17 protein-coding genes are annotated in these 13,963 nt (G+C 37.2%); 5 read left to right on the forward strand and 12 right to left on the reverse strand.

Annotated elements, in window-relative coordinates; genetic code table 11:
- Window positions 1-18: 18 nt before the first annotated feature.
- The 4 genes from ACWYN3_RS12985 to ACWYN3_RS13000 form a co-directional block, all read right to left on the reverse strand.
- Complete coding sequence (locus tag ACWYN3_RS12985) at window positions 19-1,920, reverse strand: SusC/RagA family TonB-linked outer membrane protein (RefSeq protein WP_456222991.1); 1,902 nt, start codon at window positions 1,918-1,920, stop codon at window positions 19-21.
- Window positions 1,839-2,870: a TonB-dependent receptor plug domain-containing protein gene (locus ACWYN3_RS12990; protein WP_456221524.1), complete on the reverse strand. Its 1,032-nt coding sequence runs from the start codon at window positions 2,868-2,870 to the stop codon at window positions 1,839-1,841. Before ACWYN3_RS12990 ends, ACWYN3_RS12985 begins: the two co-directional genes overlap by 82 nt.
- Entirely contained in the window at window positions 2,871-3,248 is a 378-nt protein-coding gene (locus ACWYN3_RS12995; RefSeq protein ID WP_456221525.1) for a carboxypeptidase-like regulatory domain-containing protein, read from the reverse strand.
- 356 nt (window positions 3,249-3,604) lie between these two features.
- Window positions 3,605-4,156 (reverse strand): hypothetical protein, encoded by a 552-nt coding sequence (locus ACWYN3_RS13000; RefSeq protein ID WP_456221526.1) that lies wholly within the window; start codon window positions 4,154-4,156, stop codon window positions 3,605-3,607.
- 97 nt (window positions 4,157-4,253) lie between these two features.
- On the opposite strand from ACWYN3_RS13000, the gene ACWYN3_RS13005 reads away from it, so the two are divergent.
- Entirely contained in the window at window positions 4,254-4,868 is a 615-nt protein-coding gene (locus ACWYN3_RS13005; protein WP_456221527.1) for a hypothetical protein, read from the forward strand.
- Window positions 4,869-5,249: 381 nt separating this feature from the next.
- Here ACWYN3_RS13005 and ACWYN3_RS13010 read toward each other — a convergent pair whose 3' ends face one another.
- The 4 genes from ACWYN3_RS13010 to ACWYN3_RS13025 all read right to left on the reverse strand — a co-directional run bounded on the left by ACWYN3_RS13010 (window position 5,250) and on the right by ACWYN3_RS13025 (window position 6,708).
- Window positions 5,250-5,882 (reverse strand): metallophosphoesterase family protein, encoded by a 633-nt coding sequence (locus ACWYN3_RS13010; protein WP_456221528.1) that lies wholly within the window; start codon window positions 5,880-5,882, stop codon window positions 5,250-5,252.
- The gene (locus ACWYN3_RS13015; RefSeq protein ID WP_456221529.1) at window positions 5,866-6,018 is read right to left on the reverse strand and encodes a hypothetical protein; all 153 of its coding nucleotides are present in this window, start codon (window positions 6,016-6,018) and stop codon (window positions 5,866-5,868) included. Before ACWYN3_RS13015 ends, ACWYN3_RS13010 begins: the two co-directional genes overlap by 17 nt.
- 7 nt (window positions 6,019-6,025) lie before the next feature.
- The gene (locus ACWYN3_RS13020) at window positions 6,026-6,268 is read right to left on the reverse strand and encodes a hypothetical protein (protein ID WP_456221530.1); all 243 of its coding nucleotides are present in this window, start codon (window positions 6,266-6,268) and stop codon (window positions 6,026-6,028) included.
- A 122-nt stretch (window positions 6,269-6,390) separates the two neighbouring features.
- Window positions 6,391-6,708, reverse strand: coding sequence for an ArsR/SmtB family transcription factor (locus tag ACWYN3_RS13025; RefSeq protein WP_456221531.1), 318 nt, complete (start codon window positions 6,706-6,708; stop codon window positions 6,391-6,393).
- Between the two features lie 178 nt (window positions 6,709-6,886).
- On the opposite strand from ACWYN3_RS13025, the gene ACWYN3_RS13030 reads away from it, so the two are divergent.
- Window positions 6,887-7,222, forward strand: a complete 336-nt coding sequence (locus ACWYN3_RS13030) for a hypothetical protein (protein WP_456221532.1) — start codon at window positions 6,887-6,889, stop codon at window positions 7,220-7,222.
- A 12-nt stretch (window positions 7,223-7,234) separates the two neighbouring features.
- Here ACWYN3_RS13030 and ACWYN3_RS13035 read toward each other — a convergent pair whose 3' ends face one another.
- Entirely contained in the window at window positions 7,235-8,878 is a 1,644-nt protein-coding gene (locus ACWYN3_RS13035; protein ID WP_456221533.1) for a patatin-like phospholipase family protein, read from the reverse strand.
- Between the two features lie 140 nt (window positions 8,879-9,018).
- Complete coding sequence (locus ACWYN3_RS13040) at window positions 9,019-10,902, reverse strand: gamma-glutamyltransferase family protein (RefSeq protein ID WP_456221534.1); 1,884 nt, start codon at window positions 10,900-10,902, stop codon at window positions 9,019-9,021.
- 87 nt (window positions 10,903-10,989) lie between these two features.
- Here ACWYN3_RS13040 and ACWYN3_RS13045 point away from each other — a divergent pair, with 87 nt between their 5' ends.
- From ACWYN3_RS13045 to ACWYN3_RS13055, 3 genes are all read left to right on the forward strand, one after another.
- Window positions 10,990-11,409, forward strand: coding sequence for a hypothetical protein (locus ACWYN3_RS13045; RefSeq protein WP_456221535.1), 420 nt, complete (start codon window positions 10,990-10,992; stop codon window positions 11,407-11,409).
- The gene (locus ACWYN3_RS13050) at window positions 11,406-11,573 is read left to right on the forward strand and encodes a PhnA domain-containing protein (RefSeq protein ID WP_456222992.1); all 168 of its coding nucleotides are present in this window, start codon (window positions 11,406-11,408) and stop codon (window positions 11,571-11,573) included. The genes ACWYN3_RS13045 and ACWYN3_RS13050 overlap by 4 nt, the downstream gene beginning before the upstream one ends.
- A 541-nt stretch (window positions 11,574-12,114) precedes the next feature.
- On the forward strand, window positions 12,115-12,933 hold the full coding sequence (locus ACWYN3_RS13055; protein WP_456221536.1) for an FAD-dependent oxidoreductase: 819 nt from the start codon (window positions 12,115-12,117) through the stop codon (window positions 12,931-12,933).
- Between the two features lie 106 nt (window positions 12,934-13,039).
- Here ACWYN3_RS13055 and ACWYN3_RS13060 read toward each other — a convergent pair whose 3' ends face one another.
- Together ACWYN3_RS13060 and ACWYN3_RS13065 are read right to left on the reverse strand one after the other, a co-directional pair.
- Complete coding sequence (locus ACWYN3_RS13060) at window positions 13,040-13,339, reverse strand: helix-turn-helix domain-containing protein (RefSeq protein WP_456221537.1); 300 nt, start codon at window positions 13,337-13,339, stop codon at window positions 13,040-13,042.
- A gap of 61 nt (window positions 13,340-13,400) precedes the next feature.
- Window positions 13,401-13,877 (reverse strand): AraC family ligand binding domain-containing protein, encoded by a 477-nt coding sequence (locus ACWYN3_RS13065; RefSeq protein WP_456221538.1) that lies wholly within the window; start codon window positions 13,875-13,877, stop codon window positions 13,401-13,403.
- Between the last annotated feature and the right edge of the window lie 86 nt (window positions 13,878-13,963).

Genomic DNA, 13,963 nt, shown 5'->3' on the forward strand with positions numbered 1-13,963 from the left:
CTTGTTCTTGTTAAATGATTAAAATCCTACCTGTACCCCTAATGTATATTTTGTAGGTATCGGGTATCCATCCCCATAATCATAACCCATACCATCTACACGTTCTGCATCAACTCCCGAAAATTTCTGAAAAATGTGCAGGTTATCAACTGTACTGTACAGGCGCAGGTTATCAATTTTGGCTGCTTTTAACCAGCTTAATTTTTTAGCATCGAAAGTATAGCTGAAGCTGACATTTTTGATCCTTACATACCAGCCCGGTTCTACAAATAAGCTTTGTGCAGAACGCCATGCATATAAGCCCATGTAAGGGTTTATAGCTGGAAAAGTTGCCTGATCACCAGGCTGACGCCAGTAATTATATTTACTGATATCAGAGATTGAAGCTTTGGCAAAGTCTTCCGGATTTCCATAAAACAAACCGTTAGATAACCTTTGTGACAGTGTATTATTCACAATACTACGACCAAATGTGAAAGTGGTTAAGATCTGTAGCGAAAAGCCTTTGTACCTGAAATAATTGGTAAAACCACCAGTAACCTTAGGATTGGGATCCCCATAAAATGTAAGGTCATTCTGTCCGGCATTATCAGAGATGTAATAATCCCCGTTGGTATCACGCCATTTCGGATAACCTAATTTTAAAGTTCCCCATTTAGTTGCCCCTACTGCACCAGTATATGGATTGGTTAAAAGATCATCTTTAGAACTGATTACGCCATCATTAATATACATATAGTACATATTGACTGGCTTTCCGACAATATAAACTGAAGTCCTTCCACTATTGTCAGTATAATATAAATCGCGGTTTCCATTTGGTAATTCGGTAACCATATTTTTATTAAATGATAAATTCAGTGAAGGTCTCCATTCAAAATCTTTTGCTTTAACAGCAACCCCGGTCAGGTTAATTTCAACTCCTGTATTTCTAACACCCGCAGCATTTGAAAATGTATTTAAATACCCTGAATACTCTGGAATGTTAATACTCAACATTTGTCCGGTAGTGTTCCTTGTATAAGCATCAACAGTTAAATTCAACCGGTTTTTGAACAAAACAACGTCCAATCCCAGATTTAACTCATCAGATCGCTGCCAGGTAATATTATCATTGGTAATCCCTCTGTAATCAGGAATAACAACAGTGCTCCCGCCATAACTCGTAGACGTTGCACCAGGAAAATCCGCATTATAAGTATAAGAATTGTAACGCGAATTATCGCCAATACTACTTTCATCCCCCGCACGTCCCCAGCTTGCTCTTACTTTCAATTCATCTATCCAGCTAAATTTCTTGATAAACTCTTCGTTGGAAGCCAGCCAGCCTATAGATACAGCCGGAAAATAGCCCCATTTATTGTTTTTACCAAATCTCGAAGAGGCATCAGCCCTGTAGGAGGCATCAATCAGATATTTACTGTCAAAATCATAATGTACTGCTCCCAGATAAGAAAGTTTAGCATAGGTTGACAAGTCTGTGGATCCAAATAGTTTCCCATTAGGAATACCGTTTACGGTTTTGATATTGTCATTTGGCACACCGCTTCCGTAAAGATCGGTTGATTCATTTCTTCTGCTCTCAAACTCCTGAACAAAAGTGGCAGTTATATTATGCTTTTTGGCCAGTGTTTTTATCCATACTAAATTATTGGTCAGGATGTATTTCTGTCTGAGTTTGGAAATAGATTCTGCATAACCCAAACCGTCATCCTGTAAAAAAGAAGGTGAAGAATAATCCTGTTTTGAAGTTGAGTAACTTATAGCAGCACGGGTACTTACTCTGAAATCTTTCAAAAAGGTTAATCTCAATTCGCCACTCCCTGTTAAATCATTATTTACATTGTCATTTCGTTTGTAAGAATATGGATTAAGAGAGCGGCATCCCTGTCTGTTCCTGAGAGTTGAAGCAGAGATGATGGCATAGAAATCGGATTGATCCTGAACAAATTTCTATAATTATTATAAGAAGGTTGTTCAGATCCGACCAGACGTTTACCGTTTGATGCACGAAGACTGGTTATCAACTCCAGATTTTTGCTGAAGTTCACTCCTACGTTACTATTGAAAGAGTAGCGCTTGTACCCGGTATTGATCACGACACCTTTTTCATTGTATAAACCTGCACCGATACGATAATTAATGGCCTCAGAACCTCCAGAAACAGAAACATCATAATTCTGTACAGCACCGGACTGATAAAATAGATTCTGGTAATCATTATTGTTATTAAAAGCTGGATTCAAACTGTCAGTCAGCAGTTGTGGAACCTGATCACGCAATTGTGCATTTGTCCCATAATTATAGATCAAATCCATTTTCTGTCTACGCTCGGCAGCTCCAATTAATGTCGCAACTTCTTTAGGTTTTTGTATATATCCCTGATAAGTATTGAAACTTATCCGGGGTGCACCCAGTTTACCTCTTTTAGTTTTTATCAGGATTACCCCATTTGCTGCTCTGGAACCATATAATGCAGCAGCAGACGCATCTTTTAGGACATCAATGGACTCTACATCATTAGGATTCAGACTGGCCAGAAAATTTGTTCCTGTAGCATCAAAAGCTTTAATCTCATCGTCACCAATAGGTATTCCATCTATTACATATAGTGGATTACTATACAAATCATCAGTATTAAAACTAGAATTAGACATCGGGATTTTGGTGTTCCCCCTTACAACCAGCGAAGTCTTTACCCCTGGCTGACCGCTAAAGTTCTGCACATTGACTCCCGGAAGCTTCCCTTGCAAAAGTACGTCAACACTTGCTGCAGGCAGATTTTCAATATCCTTACTCGTTATACTCGCTATCGCTGCTGTAGTTTTTTTTACGATCAATACTTCCATAACCAGTAACAATAACTTCATTTAATCATTCAAATCTTCTTTTAAAATAACTGACAGATTTGTTTTACCATTTACAGAGACTTCCTTATCCACAAAACCAATCATCCTGAAAATAATTATATCATTTTCATTCACATTGAGTTTAAAAGAGCCACTGGCATCTGTACTGGTCAGGGCATTCTTTTTCCCTTTGATATAAACAGTTACACCTGGAATGGGTATTCCCTGGGCGTCTTTGACTACACCCTGAATCACTATGGTTAATATTTTGGGTGGTTGAGTTATCTGCTTGAAATTACCAGATACTACAGAGAGAGGTTTGCTATCGGCATTGCTATAAATACCCTGAAGTATCAATAACGCTGAGCAAACCTTAATGAAAGGTAGAGTACACTTCATAAAGTTTAGATTTAGTTAGGTTGTTTAGTTAATCAAGCAGAGGTGGTTCGCGCTTTGCTTAGGATTAAGGTATTGACAACCAAACCAGTTTCCGTTCTTTATTACTACGCAAACGCTTGCATAGGTTTCCGGAAAAAATCAGGATTACCTACTGTATTTTATCTATTATTTTAGATAAAATACAGTAGGTATGCTTTGACGAAAACATGAAGACGTTTTTTTGGATATGTCACAGATTTGACATTAAATTGTTACACAAACGTTTGTTTTCATCATAATAAGTACTATAAGAGTTTTTTTTTTTATGATAGGGAGGAATCTGTATTCTAATTATTCAGAAGTAAAAAGAAGATAATTTATACCCTGGGTATACAAAACTGCTTTCTAATCTGTTTTACTTTTGCATAAAATGCAATACTCTCTTTATCAATAAGGAAATCCATTGTTTGAATGAGTTCTTCTTTAATCCAGCTATGTTTTGTATTCAGATTAGCTAAAATATTTAAGCAATGTGATTTAATCGCTACAGGCACATCAGGGTCTATCAACCAGCTAAAAATAGCATCTGCTAATATTCCGGTATCATAATCCATGATTATCTTTTTTATTTCTAAGGATGCATTTTTCCTGGTCATCATTAACGCTAAGATTTTACTGTAGTGCCTGCGTGCTGACAGATTATTTTGTTCAGGGAGTTTAATCAGAAAATACATTGCATATGGCAAGAATCTCTCCTGATATAAAGTATATACATTTTCTAATATCCAGGCTGCTCTGAACCCTATTTGTTCATCCTGGTGAAAGGTTAAATCGATCAATTCTTTAATTGAAAAAGTGGCTTGTGATGCAATTTCAGCTAATTTTTCTACCTTGTTTTTTTGAAGAGTCATCTTCAGAATTTCAATCATATATTATACTTCGTTTCTTAAGGATTTTCCCAATTTTGATTAAAGTTAAAAATCAACACATATGAACAGAAATTATTATTACAAAAAATTTTTTTTTATGCTATTCCTGTACGCAGGAACCTGTTCAGCACAGCAAGATGTTAGATATGATTTAGGCAAGGCTTTAAAACAGAATACACTGATATTTAATAACAATCAAAGTGTGACACCTATTGCCGATGGTAACAGACACGGAGTATCAAGTAATGGAATTGTCTGGATTAAGGATTTCGAATTCTCAACGGGAACAATTGATGTCGATCTCAGAGGCAAAGATGTTTTTCAGCAAAGCTTTCTGGGTATTACTTTAGGACTTGACACAGCAACATTGGAAGCCGTATATTTTCGTCCATTCAACTTTCAGTCTAAAGACTCGCTGAGACGAAATCATACAGTACAATACATAAGTGAGCCCGCTTATCCATGGGAGAAACTCAGAGATGAATTTCCATTGGTATATGAAAATGCAACGAAACCATTTCCATTGGCAAAAGACTGGTTCCACGCAAAAATTGTAATCAAAGCAGATGAAATCACTGTCTACACAGATCATTCTTCAGAAGCGTCTCTTAAAGTGAAAAGGCTAAACAAAATACAAAAAGGAAAGCTTGGTTTATGGACATATGGTCTAAAAGGCGATTTTGCTAATCTGATGATAACTGATTGGAAATAATCGATTAAAAGGATGTCTACTCATTCCTGATAATCAAGTATTAAACCATAGTATTGCACTTTATTGAATATTATTCCACTAATAATCTACAAAAATTTTTTATGTTTGCTGTCTAATATAAAAGATATGAAAGATAACACAGTATCAGCCCTTTTAGGCTTTTTCTACATTGGAGTATGGGCATTCATCGTTCTGGGAGTTTTATTCTGTTCTTAATCAGATACATTACCAATTGCCACGACTTGCTTTCCGCTTACAATAATATTCATATTTAATATTGTAAGCGTATTCAGCAATCGCTGACATATTCAATTTTCATAATTAACTTTGTTTGGAATTTCCAATTGACAAGGTTTACACCAATTTTGGGCTTAACTTATCTTACGTGAAAAGCTTCACGCTGGTATTTATTTGATTACCATCAATATTTATAAGTCTGTAACCAAACGTCAGATTATCAATTTCTATTATTTCTGATCGTTTCTGTATTTGATAGGAACCTGCAGGAGATGAATACTGCCTGATTTTTCCCTCTTCTAATTCGTCAGTCATATGATAGTGCCCGCAAAAAATGATGATTTCATTTTTAAAGGTTAATAAAACATTCTTTATTTCCTCTCTGCCTATTAACGCAGCACCAACTTTATCCAGTGGAGTCCTGATTTCCAAAACAGGATGATGTATAAAAAGGATTATCTTTTTATTGCAATCCAATTCCTGTCTCAACCAGTTAAATTGAGCCGGACTAATAGAGTTAGAAGAAGAATCCAGATAGATGTATTTAAAATAATCGTCTTCACAGCTATAATTCAACTCATTATGATGATGATCAGCACTGTAATATTTGCTAACCTCCGAATAAGTATCGTGATTTCCCAGTACCATGAAAAGTTTGAAATTGAACTTATAAATAGTATCAAAAAACCATTGATTAGCCTCTTTGGTACCAATATCACCTCCAAATATTATTTCAGTAATCCCCTGGTTAGTAATGTCATTAAGAATCAAAATCAAATTGTGTCTTATTTTCTGCATTTTCTGCAATGTCATTATCGTATCTAATATTTCGCGCGCCACCCTTAATACCCTCTTCCAGAATAATTTTCTGACCTAAATGAGTATCAGTTATATAGGCAATTGTTTTGGCCATTATCTACTTATAATTGTATTCCTAAAGTCTCATATAAACCCAGCTCCCCTTTTGAGGTAATTGCTAAAGCACGCGTATGCGCTATTTTTCGCATCCAGTCTCCGGCAATTATCTTCTTTAACATGGCTGTGCCTAAAGAGCCCGCCAAATGGGGCCTTCTTTCGCTCCAATCAAGACATGGACGGGCAAAAGGTCGTTTCTGCTTCAACAAAACATCAGTATCAATACCAAAATCTTTAAAAAAAAACATGTCCCTTAACAGTAAGGTCATAGACCTGATTTTTTTCGACAAGATATTCATGGACAATTAATTGATCAGTAATAGCTACACCAGTTTTACCAGCGATATGATCATAACAGGTTCTGCAATATTTAAAGGAACACATCCTTAGTAACCGGTATTAAAGCCTGTTTCTGCAGTGGAATTAAATTTGCCATTGCTTCTATAGCGTAAGCTACTTCATCTCTGCCATAACTGAAATACCTATGTCTGCCCTGACAGCTAACTTTTAACAGATTAGCTTGTATCATTTTCCCCAGATGCGCACTTGCACTTTGAGGAGAAACTTCTGCAAATAAGGCTAATTCTGTAGCGGTATATGCTCTGCCATCCAATAATACCCATAACATTTTGATACGCGCAGGTTCACCTATCAATCCAGCAATATGCACCAAGTTTTCAAGTTCCATTTCCAAAGATACCCTATTACTCAAATACATATTTCATTCCAGAATGAAATATGTATTTGAGTAATAGTTCTGACCTACAGCACAAAACAGAACTATTGCTCAAAAAAATAACATAGAACACATATCAGAGCTTAATTAAAATTAAATAATTATCTTTGCCCTTCAAAAAAACACCATAATGTTCAAGCTGTTACCCCTGCTATTAATTTGTCTTTTATTTAGTTCTTGCATTAAAACAACTGACGGGCCATATTCCGATTACAGATTTGAAGTTTCCTGTGATAACTGCATCATCAGTATTAAAACCGGATTTGATCTTCAAAGTTATCATGTACGAGGTTACCAGTCAATCCCTTACAACCATACCCTGCCCAGGGTTACCGTATCTTTGTGGACTGATAATGATATAGATTACACTACCGTTAGATTTATGGGCAGTGGCTATAATAGAACGCTGTTTGATAATGATCTTTATTACAATGATCCGGCAGTTATAGTAGATCTTAATTTATAAGGATCGAAGCAATTATTTGATTAAATGCCACCGGTTTAGCTCATCCTTTATTGTTCCAAGTACTGCTTTGGCTATCATTCCTCTCAGCAAAATCCTTGTACCTATCCATAGAAAGAATTTGTGGACCGGTTTGTATTTCACCAGATTGAGGATAAGGGACTGTGTTCTTCTTTTCAAAGGAGGATAATTGAATTTGCTGATCACTTTCCAATTCAGGGCAGGCCAGTCACTGCCTGAGCTAAATGTTAATTGTGGAAAGGTATAATCTACATCACTCACTATAGGAATAATCTGCCAGTTATTTTTATCTGCGTGGGAACGATATTTATTAGCATCAATCCCTTCATAGCCCGCTTTGAAAATAGGATTTTCATCTTTGGCACTATCTGGAATAGTAAAATAATCACGCAAAAATATTTTGCAATTGTACCTGCCCAGGAAATAATCATGAACTCTGAATTCTTTATTCAGAAAGCCACTGAACCCTCCCAGTGCGCTACTGGCGATAGCTTTTTCGCCTTGAACATGTATTTTTGTACTATCAGTTTTCTTGAATTCTCTGGAAGGATCAATTAAGAATTGTCCGGCACAATTTTCATTCATCGCATCCACAACCTGAGCAGCTTTTGACCTCATTTGACTGATCATCGCAGAAAGGGTTAAACCCATCACATGCATTAATTTGTCAATCAACTTAATATCTATTGGTTTGCTACCTGGAAAAGGTGCAATCATCAGTACTGTTGAATTAAAAGTACTATAACTATTATATAATTCAGGATCAGATTGTCCGCATGCCTCACATAAAACATCCCGAACCTTATCAAAAGGGGCATTATTGATCATGCCTCCATCAATATTTAAAGATTGATATGGATCTGTATTAATCTGAATCGCTTCAAGCATTTTTTTATCAAATAGTGGATTATTATTGACTACATCTTTTGACCGCGTCACCTTTCTGGCCTTAAATCCAATTGGAAAAGCACCTGTGGCCATAGCCGCATCGATCGCTATCTGGGTATTAATTTCCGTTTTAAAATTAAGTGGCATCCAGCCAGATTTTTTGTTCTCTACTGTTTCAGTATCAGTTAATTCAAAGCAGGCATAATCCTGGTGTACCTGCATATAATAGGGTCGTTTTGAACCTTGTGCATTAAAATTCACATTGTAGGTAAAGCCGCCGAGGTTACTCAGTGTAGTAAATAATTTCAGTTTTCGCGGAAAAAAAGATGGCAATGGCTTCCATATAATCGTTTCAGGATCTTTAGGTTTCAGTACCCTCTGAGCTACTTCATCTATAAACCCGCAGTTAAGCGCCGATACGACACTCTCCTCAATATCATTAGTTTTCAGCATTTCAGAAAACATATCCCTGCTGGTAAGGTCTACCCACGAGTGATATAAAATATGATCTTTATGTTCTTCTAAAAGGTCAGCACCGGGTTTATCAATCGGATGCATTTCCTGTTGTAAAGCTGCTGCGGTAATAATAGCTGTCATTCCTCCGGCAGAAGCACCACCAATTACTGGTATTTCTACTTTATGCTTTGGCATTCCAGGCTTTCCTCTCACTTTCTCATAGGCTTCCAGAGCTTCCAGTAAATAATCCATAACTCCGGCAGTATAAGCTCCCGCTGACACTGCCCCTGCCATACAAATACCCAGATGGAATTTCCAGGTTCTTTTGATACGTTTATGTTATCATCCATAATTGAGATCAGACTTAAGATACATTATAAAGATAATGAAGGCATTACAATTACTATCCTTTACAATCTCCTTTCACGAGAATTTTACCAGCCTATACCATAATCTTCACCATGATTACTGGATCCTCCCCATAAACTACCATGTTTCCAATCAAAATAAATAGCATTAACAGGGCCGCTGGTACGCGCACCAAAACTAAGTGTATACCCCATTATCTTTAATTCGTTTCTTGTTGCTTCAGTTGTATTATCATTTAATAATATCTGACCCGGTTTTGGCTGACGGTCTGTTGTTTTAGTACCTCCTAATGAAAGCCAAAGCTGATTTGTGTTAAAATTTGCGGCTTCTGTAGCTTGCTGCACATTCATCCCGAATTCTGTAACATTTAAAAAGAACTGCAATAAATTTTGGTCCTGCGTATCTCCACCCTGTACCGCAGAAGATAAAAATGGCTTGCCATCTTTTAGTGCCATTGAAGGTGATAAAGTTACCCTTGGTCTTTTACCAGGTGCAACTACGTTAAAAGGGTTTAAAGCAGAGTCAAGAACAAAACTTTGCATCCGCTGACTCATTCCTACACCTGTGTTTCCGGCAATACAAGCAGGTAACCAGCCTCCGCTTGGAGTTATAGAAACGACCCAGCCCTCTTTATCAGCTGCCTCAACTGAAGTAGTACCTAGCCAAAGTCTTTCCTGATAAGCAGCATCAGAAGAATTATTTGTCATATCATGTGCAGGAGCAAAATTCCGTCTGGTAAGGTCAAGTTCATAACCCCTTTCTTTAAGCAGGTTTATATAAGGGTTTTTCTTCCCTTCAAATGGATATGGATTACCCGGCCCAATATTCTGATCATTCTTCTCATATTGTATCAACTTAGCTCGCTCCTTCGCGTAATCCTTACTCAGTAAACCTTTCATTGGTTCACGGGGCTCTGCATAAGGATCACCATAGTAAAAATCACGGTCAGCAAATGCAAGATTCATTGCCTGATAAAGAGTGTGAATATATTTTGGACTATTATAACCCATGCTCTTCAGGTCAAAATTCTCCAGAATATTTAACGCTTGCAGCATAACCGGTCCCTGTGTCCATTGCTGCATTTTATAAACATCAACTCCTTTGTAGTTTACCATGAGTGGATCTTCTTCCAGAGGTTTCCATCTTGCCAGATCTTCTATTGTAATCAGCCCCCCTTGTTCTTTACTGCCGCGTACAAATTCTTCAGCAATATCTCCTGTATAAAAACGATCATACGCCGCCATGATAGCTTGCTTTCTATTTTTACCTTGTTTCAGCGCTTTCTTTTCGGATGCTACCATTTTTTGAAGTGTTGCCAGCAAATCTTTTTGAATAAAAATCTCCCCCGCTTCCGGTGCTTCTCTTTTTTCACCAGGATGTGTCAAAAACAATTTTTTACTATATGGCCATTGCTCAATCTTTGATTTCCCACGTTCGATGCTATTTGCTGCCTGGGCTTCTATAGGGTAACCCGCGGCCATTTCCATTGCAGGTGAAAGTACTTGTTCAAGACTTAGCGTTCCATAATTTGCGAGCATATATAAAAGTCCACCCGGTGTACCTGGTGTGGTTGCTGCCAAAGGGCCATATTCGGGAGGGAAATTATATCCCTTATCTTTAAAGAAATCAACTGTAGCACCGCTTGGCGCAACTCCCATAGCATTGATAGCAATTACCTTTTTAGTTTTAGGATTATAAATCAGCGCCTGAGTTTCGCCTCCCCAGCTTAGCGTATCCCACATAGTGCAGGTAGCAGCCAGCATAGCACAGGCAGCATCAACTGCATTTCCACCTTTTTGAAAGGTCATGGCACCCGCTGTTGCAGCTAATGGTTTACCTGTGATAGCCATCCAGTTACGGCCATGTAAAATAGGCTTTTGAGTTTGCTGTGCTGCTAAAGGCAGTACGGAAACTGTGGAGAGAAATAATGCTGATACAAAATGCTTCATAAAAATCTATTAGCTGGTAAAATAGGCAATTTTAAGAGAAGCGACATAAAATAATTATCTTCGCGCTCTTTACTATAACTGAAGGATATGAAATTGGAAGAACAACTGCTGAAAAGAAGCGAAAACAAATGTGAATTATGCGAATCCGCAGAAGCTCTTACTTTATATGAAGTATTACCTCAATCAAGCAGTAATGAAGATAACTGTTTGATTATCTGCGATAAATGTCTTGTTCAGATCAATAAAAAGGAAGCGCTTGACAGCAAACACTGGGGCTGTTTAACAACAAGTATGTGGAGCGAAGTACCAAGTGTACAAGTAGTATCATGGCGCATGCTCAACCGTCTCAGTAACGAAAGCTGGGCAGCGGACAGCCTTGACATGATGTATCTTGACGATGAGAGACTTGCCTGGGCTAAAGCAGCTGGTGGCCTTGATAATGACACTGATACTGTTGAATTTCATAAAGATAGCCTTGGAGCCTTACTGCAAACCGCGATACTATAGTTTTAACGAAATCACTAGATGTAAAAGGTTCTCAATTAAATGCCAAGATGGGTACGGTTGTTAAAAACATTCGTTTAGTAGATAACAATACTGACCAGATTGAAGGTAAAATTGAAGGACAGGTTATCGTAATCCTTACCAAATATGTAAGAAAACAAGGATAACCCATCCTATATTTATTTAAATGAATCAGGAGGGATCTGATTTAAGAACCTCCACTTCATAAATCAGCGCTGCCCCGCCCGTTCGGCAGTTAAAAAATCTATTGATATACCTGTTGTACCAGGTTAACCGTCTGCTACTTTTACCGTAAATCGTCTAACATTTCCCACGATTTGGGTAATAACACCTTTTATTTTATCACACAACTTTGTATCAGTAAAAAAATACATGAACACAATGGATAAAAAAATCAATGTGGCTATAGTGGGAGCCGGCTTAGGCGGACTTGCTTTAGCACAAGGACTTAAAAAGAATAATATTCCTTTCGAGGGTCTTTGAAAAAGATATAACGGTTAACAGCCGGACACAGGGTTATCGAATCAGAATTGACGAGACAGGACAAAAAGCACTGATCAGCTGCCTTTCCAAAGAACTTTATACCTTATTTTCTGATAGCTGTGCGGTACATTCTGCTGAGGTACGTACCTTAAACTCACAATTGAAAAAAAACTAACGGATAAATGGGTAGATTCATGGAGTGATGTGGAGCAAGAGCAATTACCAGACTTAAGAGCGAACAGATTAACAATGAGAGAAGTCTTATTATCTGATCTTAATGATCAGGTATGTTTCAATAAAGAATTTGTGAATTATGAAGAGCAGCCAAATGGGAAGGTAGTTCTGAATTTTAAGGATGGAACGTTTTATAAAGCTGATTTAGTTGTGGCTGCCGATGGAGTCTATTCTAAGTTACGTGCTTCAAGATTTCCTGATAATCAACTGATAGATACTGGTCATATTAATATTTATGGAAAGACATTTTACAGTGATGAAGTTAAAAAAAGAGTGGATAAAGAGCTCCAGACCGATACCTCAGTAATATTTGAAAATGAAATAGCACTGATCATGGATGCGATGCAATTCCGCGACAATAGCGAAAAATTACAACTGAGTTACAAGGAAGATTACATTTACTGGGCATTTATAGGCAACCGCAGTCGTTTCGGCTTAAATGAAAAAGATAGTTTAATACTTTCTTCAGATGAAATCCTCTTCCGTATAAAAGCACTAACAAATTCCTGGGCACCCTCACTAAAATCATTATTCGAACTTTCTGATCCAAAAACACTTACTATTACTCCTGTAAGAACATCATTACCTGGAAAAATATGGACAGGCAACAGAATAACAGCATTAGGTGATGCAATACATGCGATGAGCCCTGCTGCTGGAATAGGTGCAAATTCAGCGCTTTATGATGCTTCCATATTAGCAGAAAACCTTGCAAAAGAGACCGATTTAAGCTTTGCTATTGCCGATTATGAAGCAAAATGCTACAACAACATAGTATCAATGCGGTAAAGGCTTCAAACCAGTCGGGACAAAAGCTTTATGCATATGAGTCGGACGAGGATAAATAAGGATCTAAATCCTTCTGAATTAATCAACCAGTGTATTGTTTGAGAATTTATTTTCTCCGGGTATCCTTAGGATTAATCCCTCCCTGATTCTTAAAAAACTTATTGAAATGACTTAAATCTGTGAAGCCAAATTCATTACTGATTTCTTTCATCATAGAACCACTGAATTTTAACCGGTTTTCTATCAGTTTAAATTTATAGTCACCAATATATTTTTTGATTGAGATCCCCATTTGTCGTTTAAATGAACTGCTCAAATGATTTGCAGACAGATTAAATCGTTTTGACAAAGAATTTAACCTCAAACTTTCCGGGTCCTGAATATTGACATGTATATAGTTCATCATATCAATAAAAAGATTCCCATTCGGCAAATTATCCGGAATCATCTGATGAAAAGCATTTCTTTTAATTACAGCAAAAAAAAACACTGCGGATCAAGTAAAAGATAACTTCATTTGAAGTGTTGCTCCCCTCCCATTCCCAGACAATCATCCGCATGATATGATCAATTTTATTAATTTCATCTTCAGACTTTACCAGACACGAATCATGTGCATTACTCACCACCAATAAATGATCAATCAGTTTATTCCATTCATTTTTAACGGACTCATTTGATGCCCCATCCAGGTAAACGTTACTAAATTTCAAAACACTGAACTCTGTTTCTTTTTCAATGATTAAAGTATGATAATCTGCCGGAGCCAGTAAAAACATACATTTCCCCTCATAAGGACTCAGTTCGCCGTTTAATTCGTGGTAACCACTTCCCGAATGAATAAACATCAGTTCAAAATGATTATGGTTGTGTACCGGATACGGCCACGTTTCTGTTGTAAAATGCCTGATAAAAAGTGGCTCGTGCTGGATAAATCGTTCCAATTAATAAGTTTTTACAAATATACCGTTTAAATGTGTAAATTTGTAGTCTTTCGCTAACCGTAGGTTTGTATCCAGAATCAGAAAAC

The sequence above is a fragment of the Pedobacter sp. NJ-S-72 genome (assembly GCF_053890575.1).

What these genes read in the sequence shown, in the direction of transcription:
- ACWYN3_RS12990 (WP_456221524.1), bottom strand. Translation starts at nt 2,870, where the DNA reads ATGAAGTTATTGTTACTGGTTATGGAAGTATTGATCGTAAAAAAAACT.
- ACWYN3_RS12995 (WP_456221525.1), bottom strand. Translation starts at nt 3,248, where the DNA reads ATGAAGTGTACTCTACCTTTCATTAAGGTTTGCTCAGCGTTATTGATA.
- ACWYN3_RS13000 (WP_456221526.1), bottom strand. Translation starts at nt 4,156, where the DNA reads ATGATTGAAATTCTGAAGATGACTCTTCAAAAAAACAAGGTAGAAAAA.
- ACWYN3_RS13005 (WP_456221527.1), top strand. Translation starts at nt 4,254, where the DNA reads ATGCTATTCCTGTACGCAGGAACCTGTTCAGCACAGCAAGATGTTAGA.
- ACWYN3_RS13015 (WP_456221529.1), bottom strand. Translation starts at nt 6,018, where the DNA reads ATGGCCAAAACAATTGCCTATATAACTGATACTCATTTAGGTCAGAAA.
- ACWYN3_RS13020 (WP_456221530.1), bottom strand. Translation starts at nt 6,268, where the DNA reads ATGTTTTTTTTTAAAGATTTTGGTATTGATACTGATGTTTTGTTGAAG.
- ACWYN3_RS13025 (WP_456221531.1), bottom strand. Translation starts at nt 6,708, where the DNA reads ATGGAACTTGAAAACTTGGTGCATATTGCTGGATTGATAGGTGAACCT.
- ACWYN3_RS13030 (WP_456221532.1), top strand. Translation starts at nt 6,887, where the DNA reads ATGTTCAAGCTGTTACCCCTGCTATTAATTTGTCTTTTATTTAGTTCT.
- ACWYN3_RS13035 (WP_456221533.1), bottom strand. Translation starts at nt 8,878, where the DNA reads ATGGCAGGGGCAGTGTCAGCGGGAGCTTATACTGCCGGAGTTATGGAT.
- ACWYN3_RS13040 (WP_456221534.1), bottom strand. Translation starts at nt 10,902, where the DNA reads ATGAAGCATTTTGTATCAGCATTATTTCTCTCCACAGTTTCCGTACTG.
- ACWYN3_RS13045 (WP_456221535.1), top strand. Translation starts at nt 10,990, where the DNA reads ATGAAATTGGAAGAACAACTGCTGAAAAGAAGCGAAAACAAATGTGAA.
- ACWYN3_RS13060 (WP_456221537.1), bottom strand. Translation starts at nt 13,339, where the DNA reads ATGATGAACTATATACATGTCAATATTCAGGACCCGGAAAGTTTGAGG.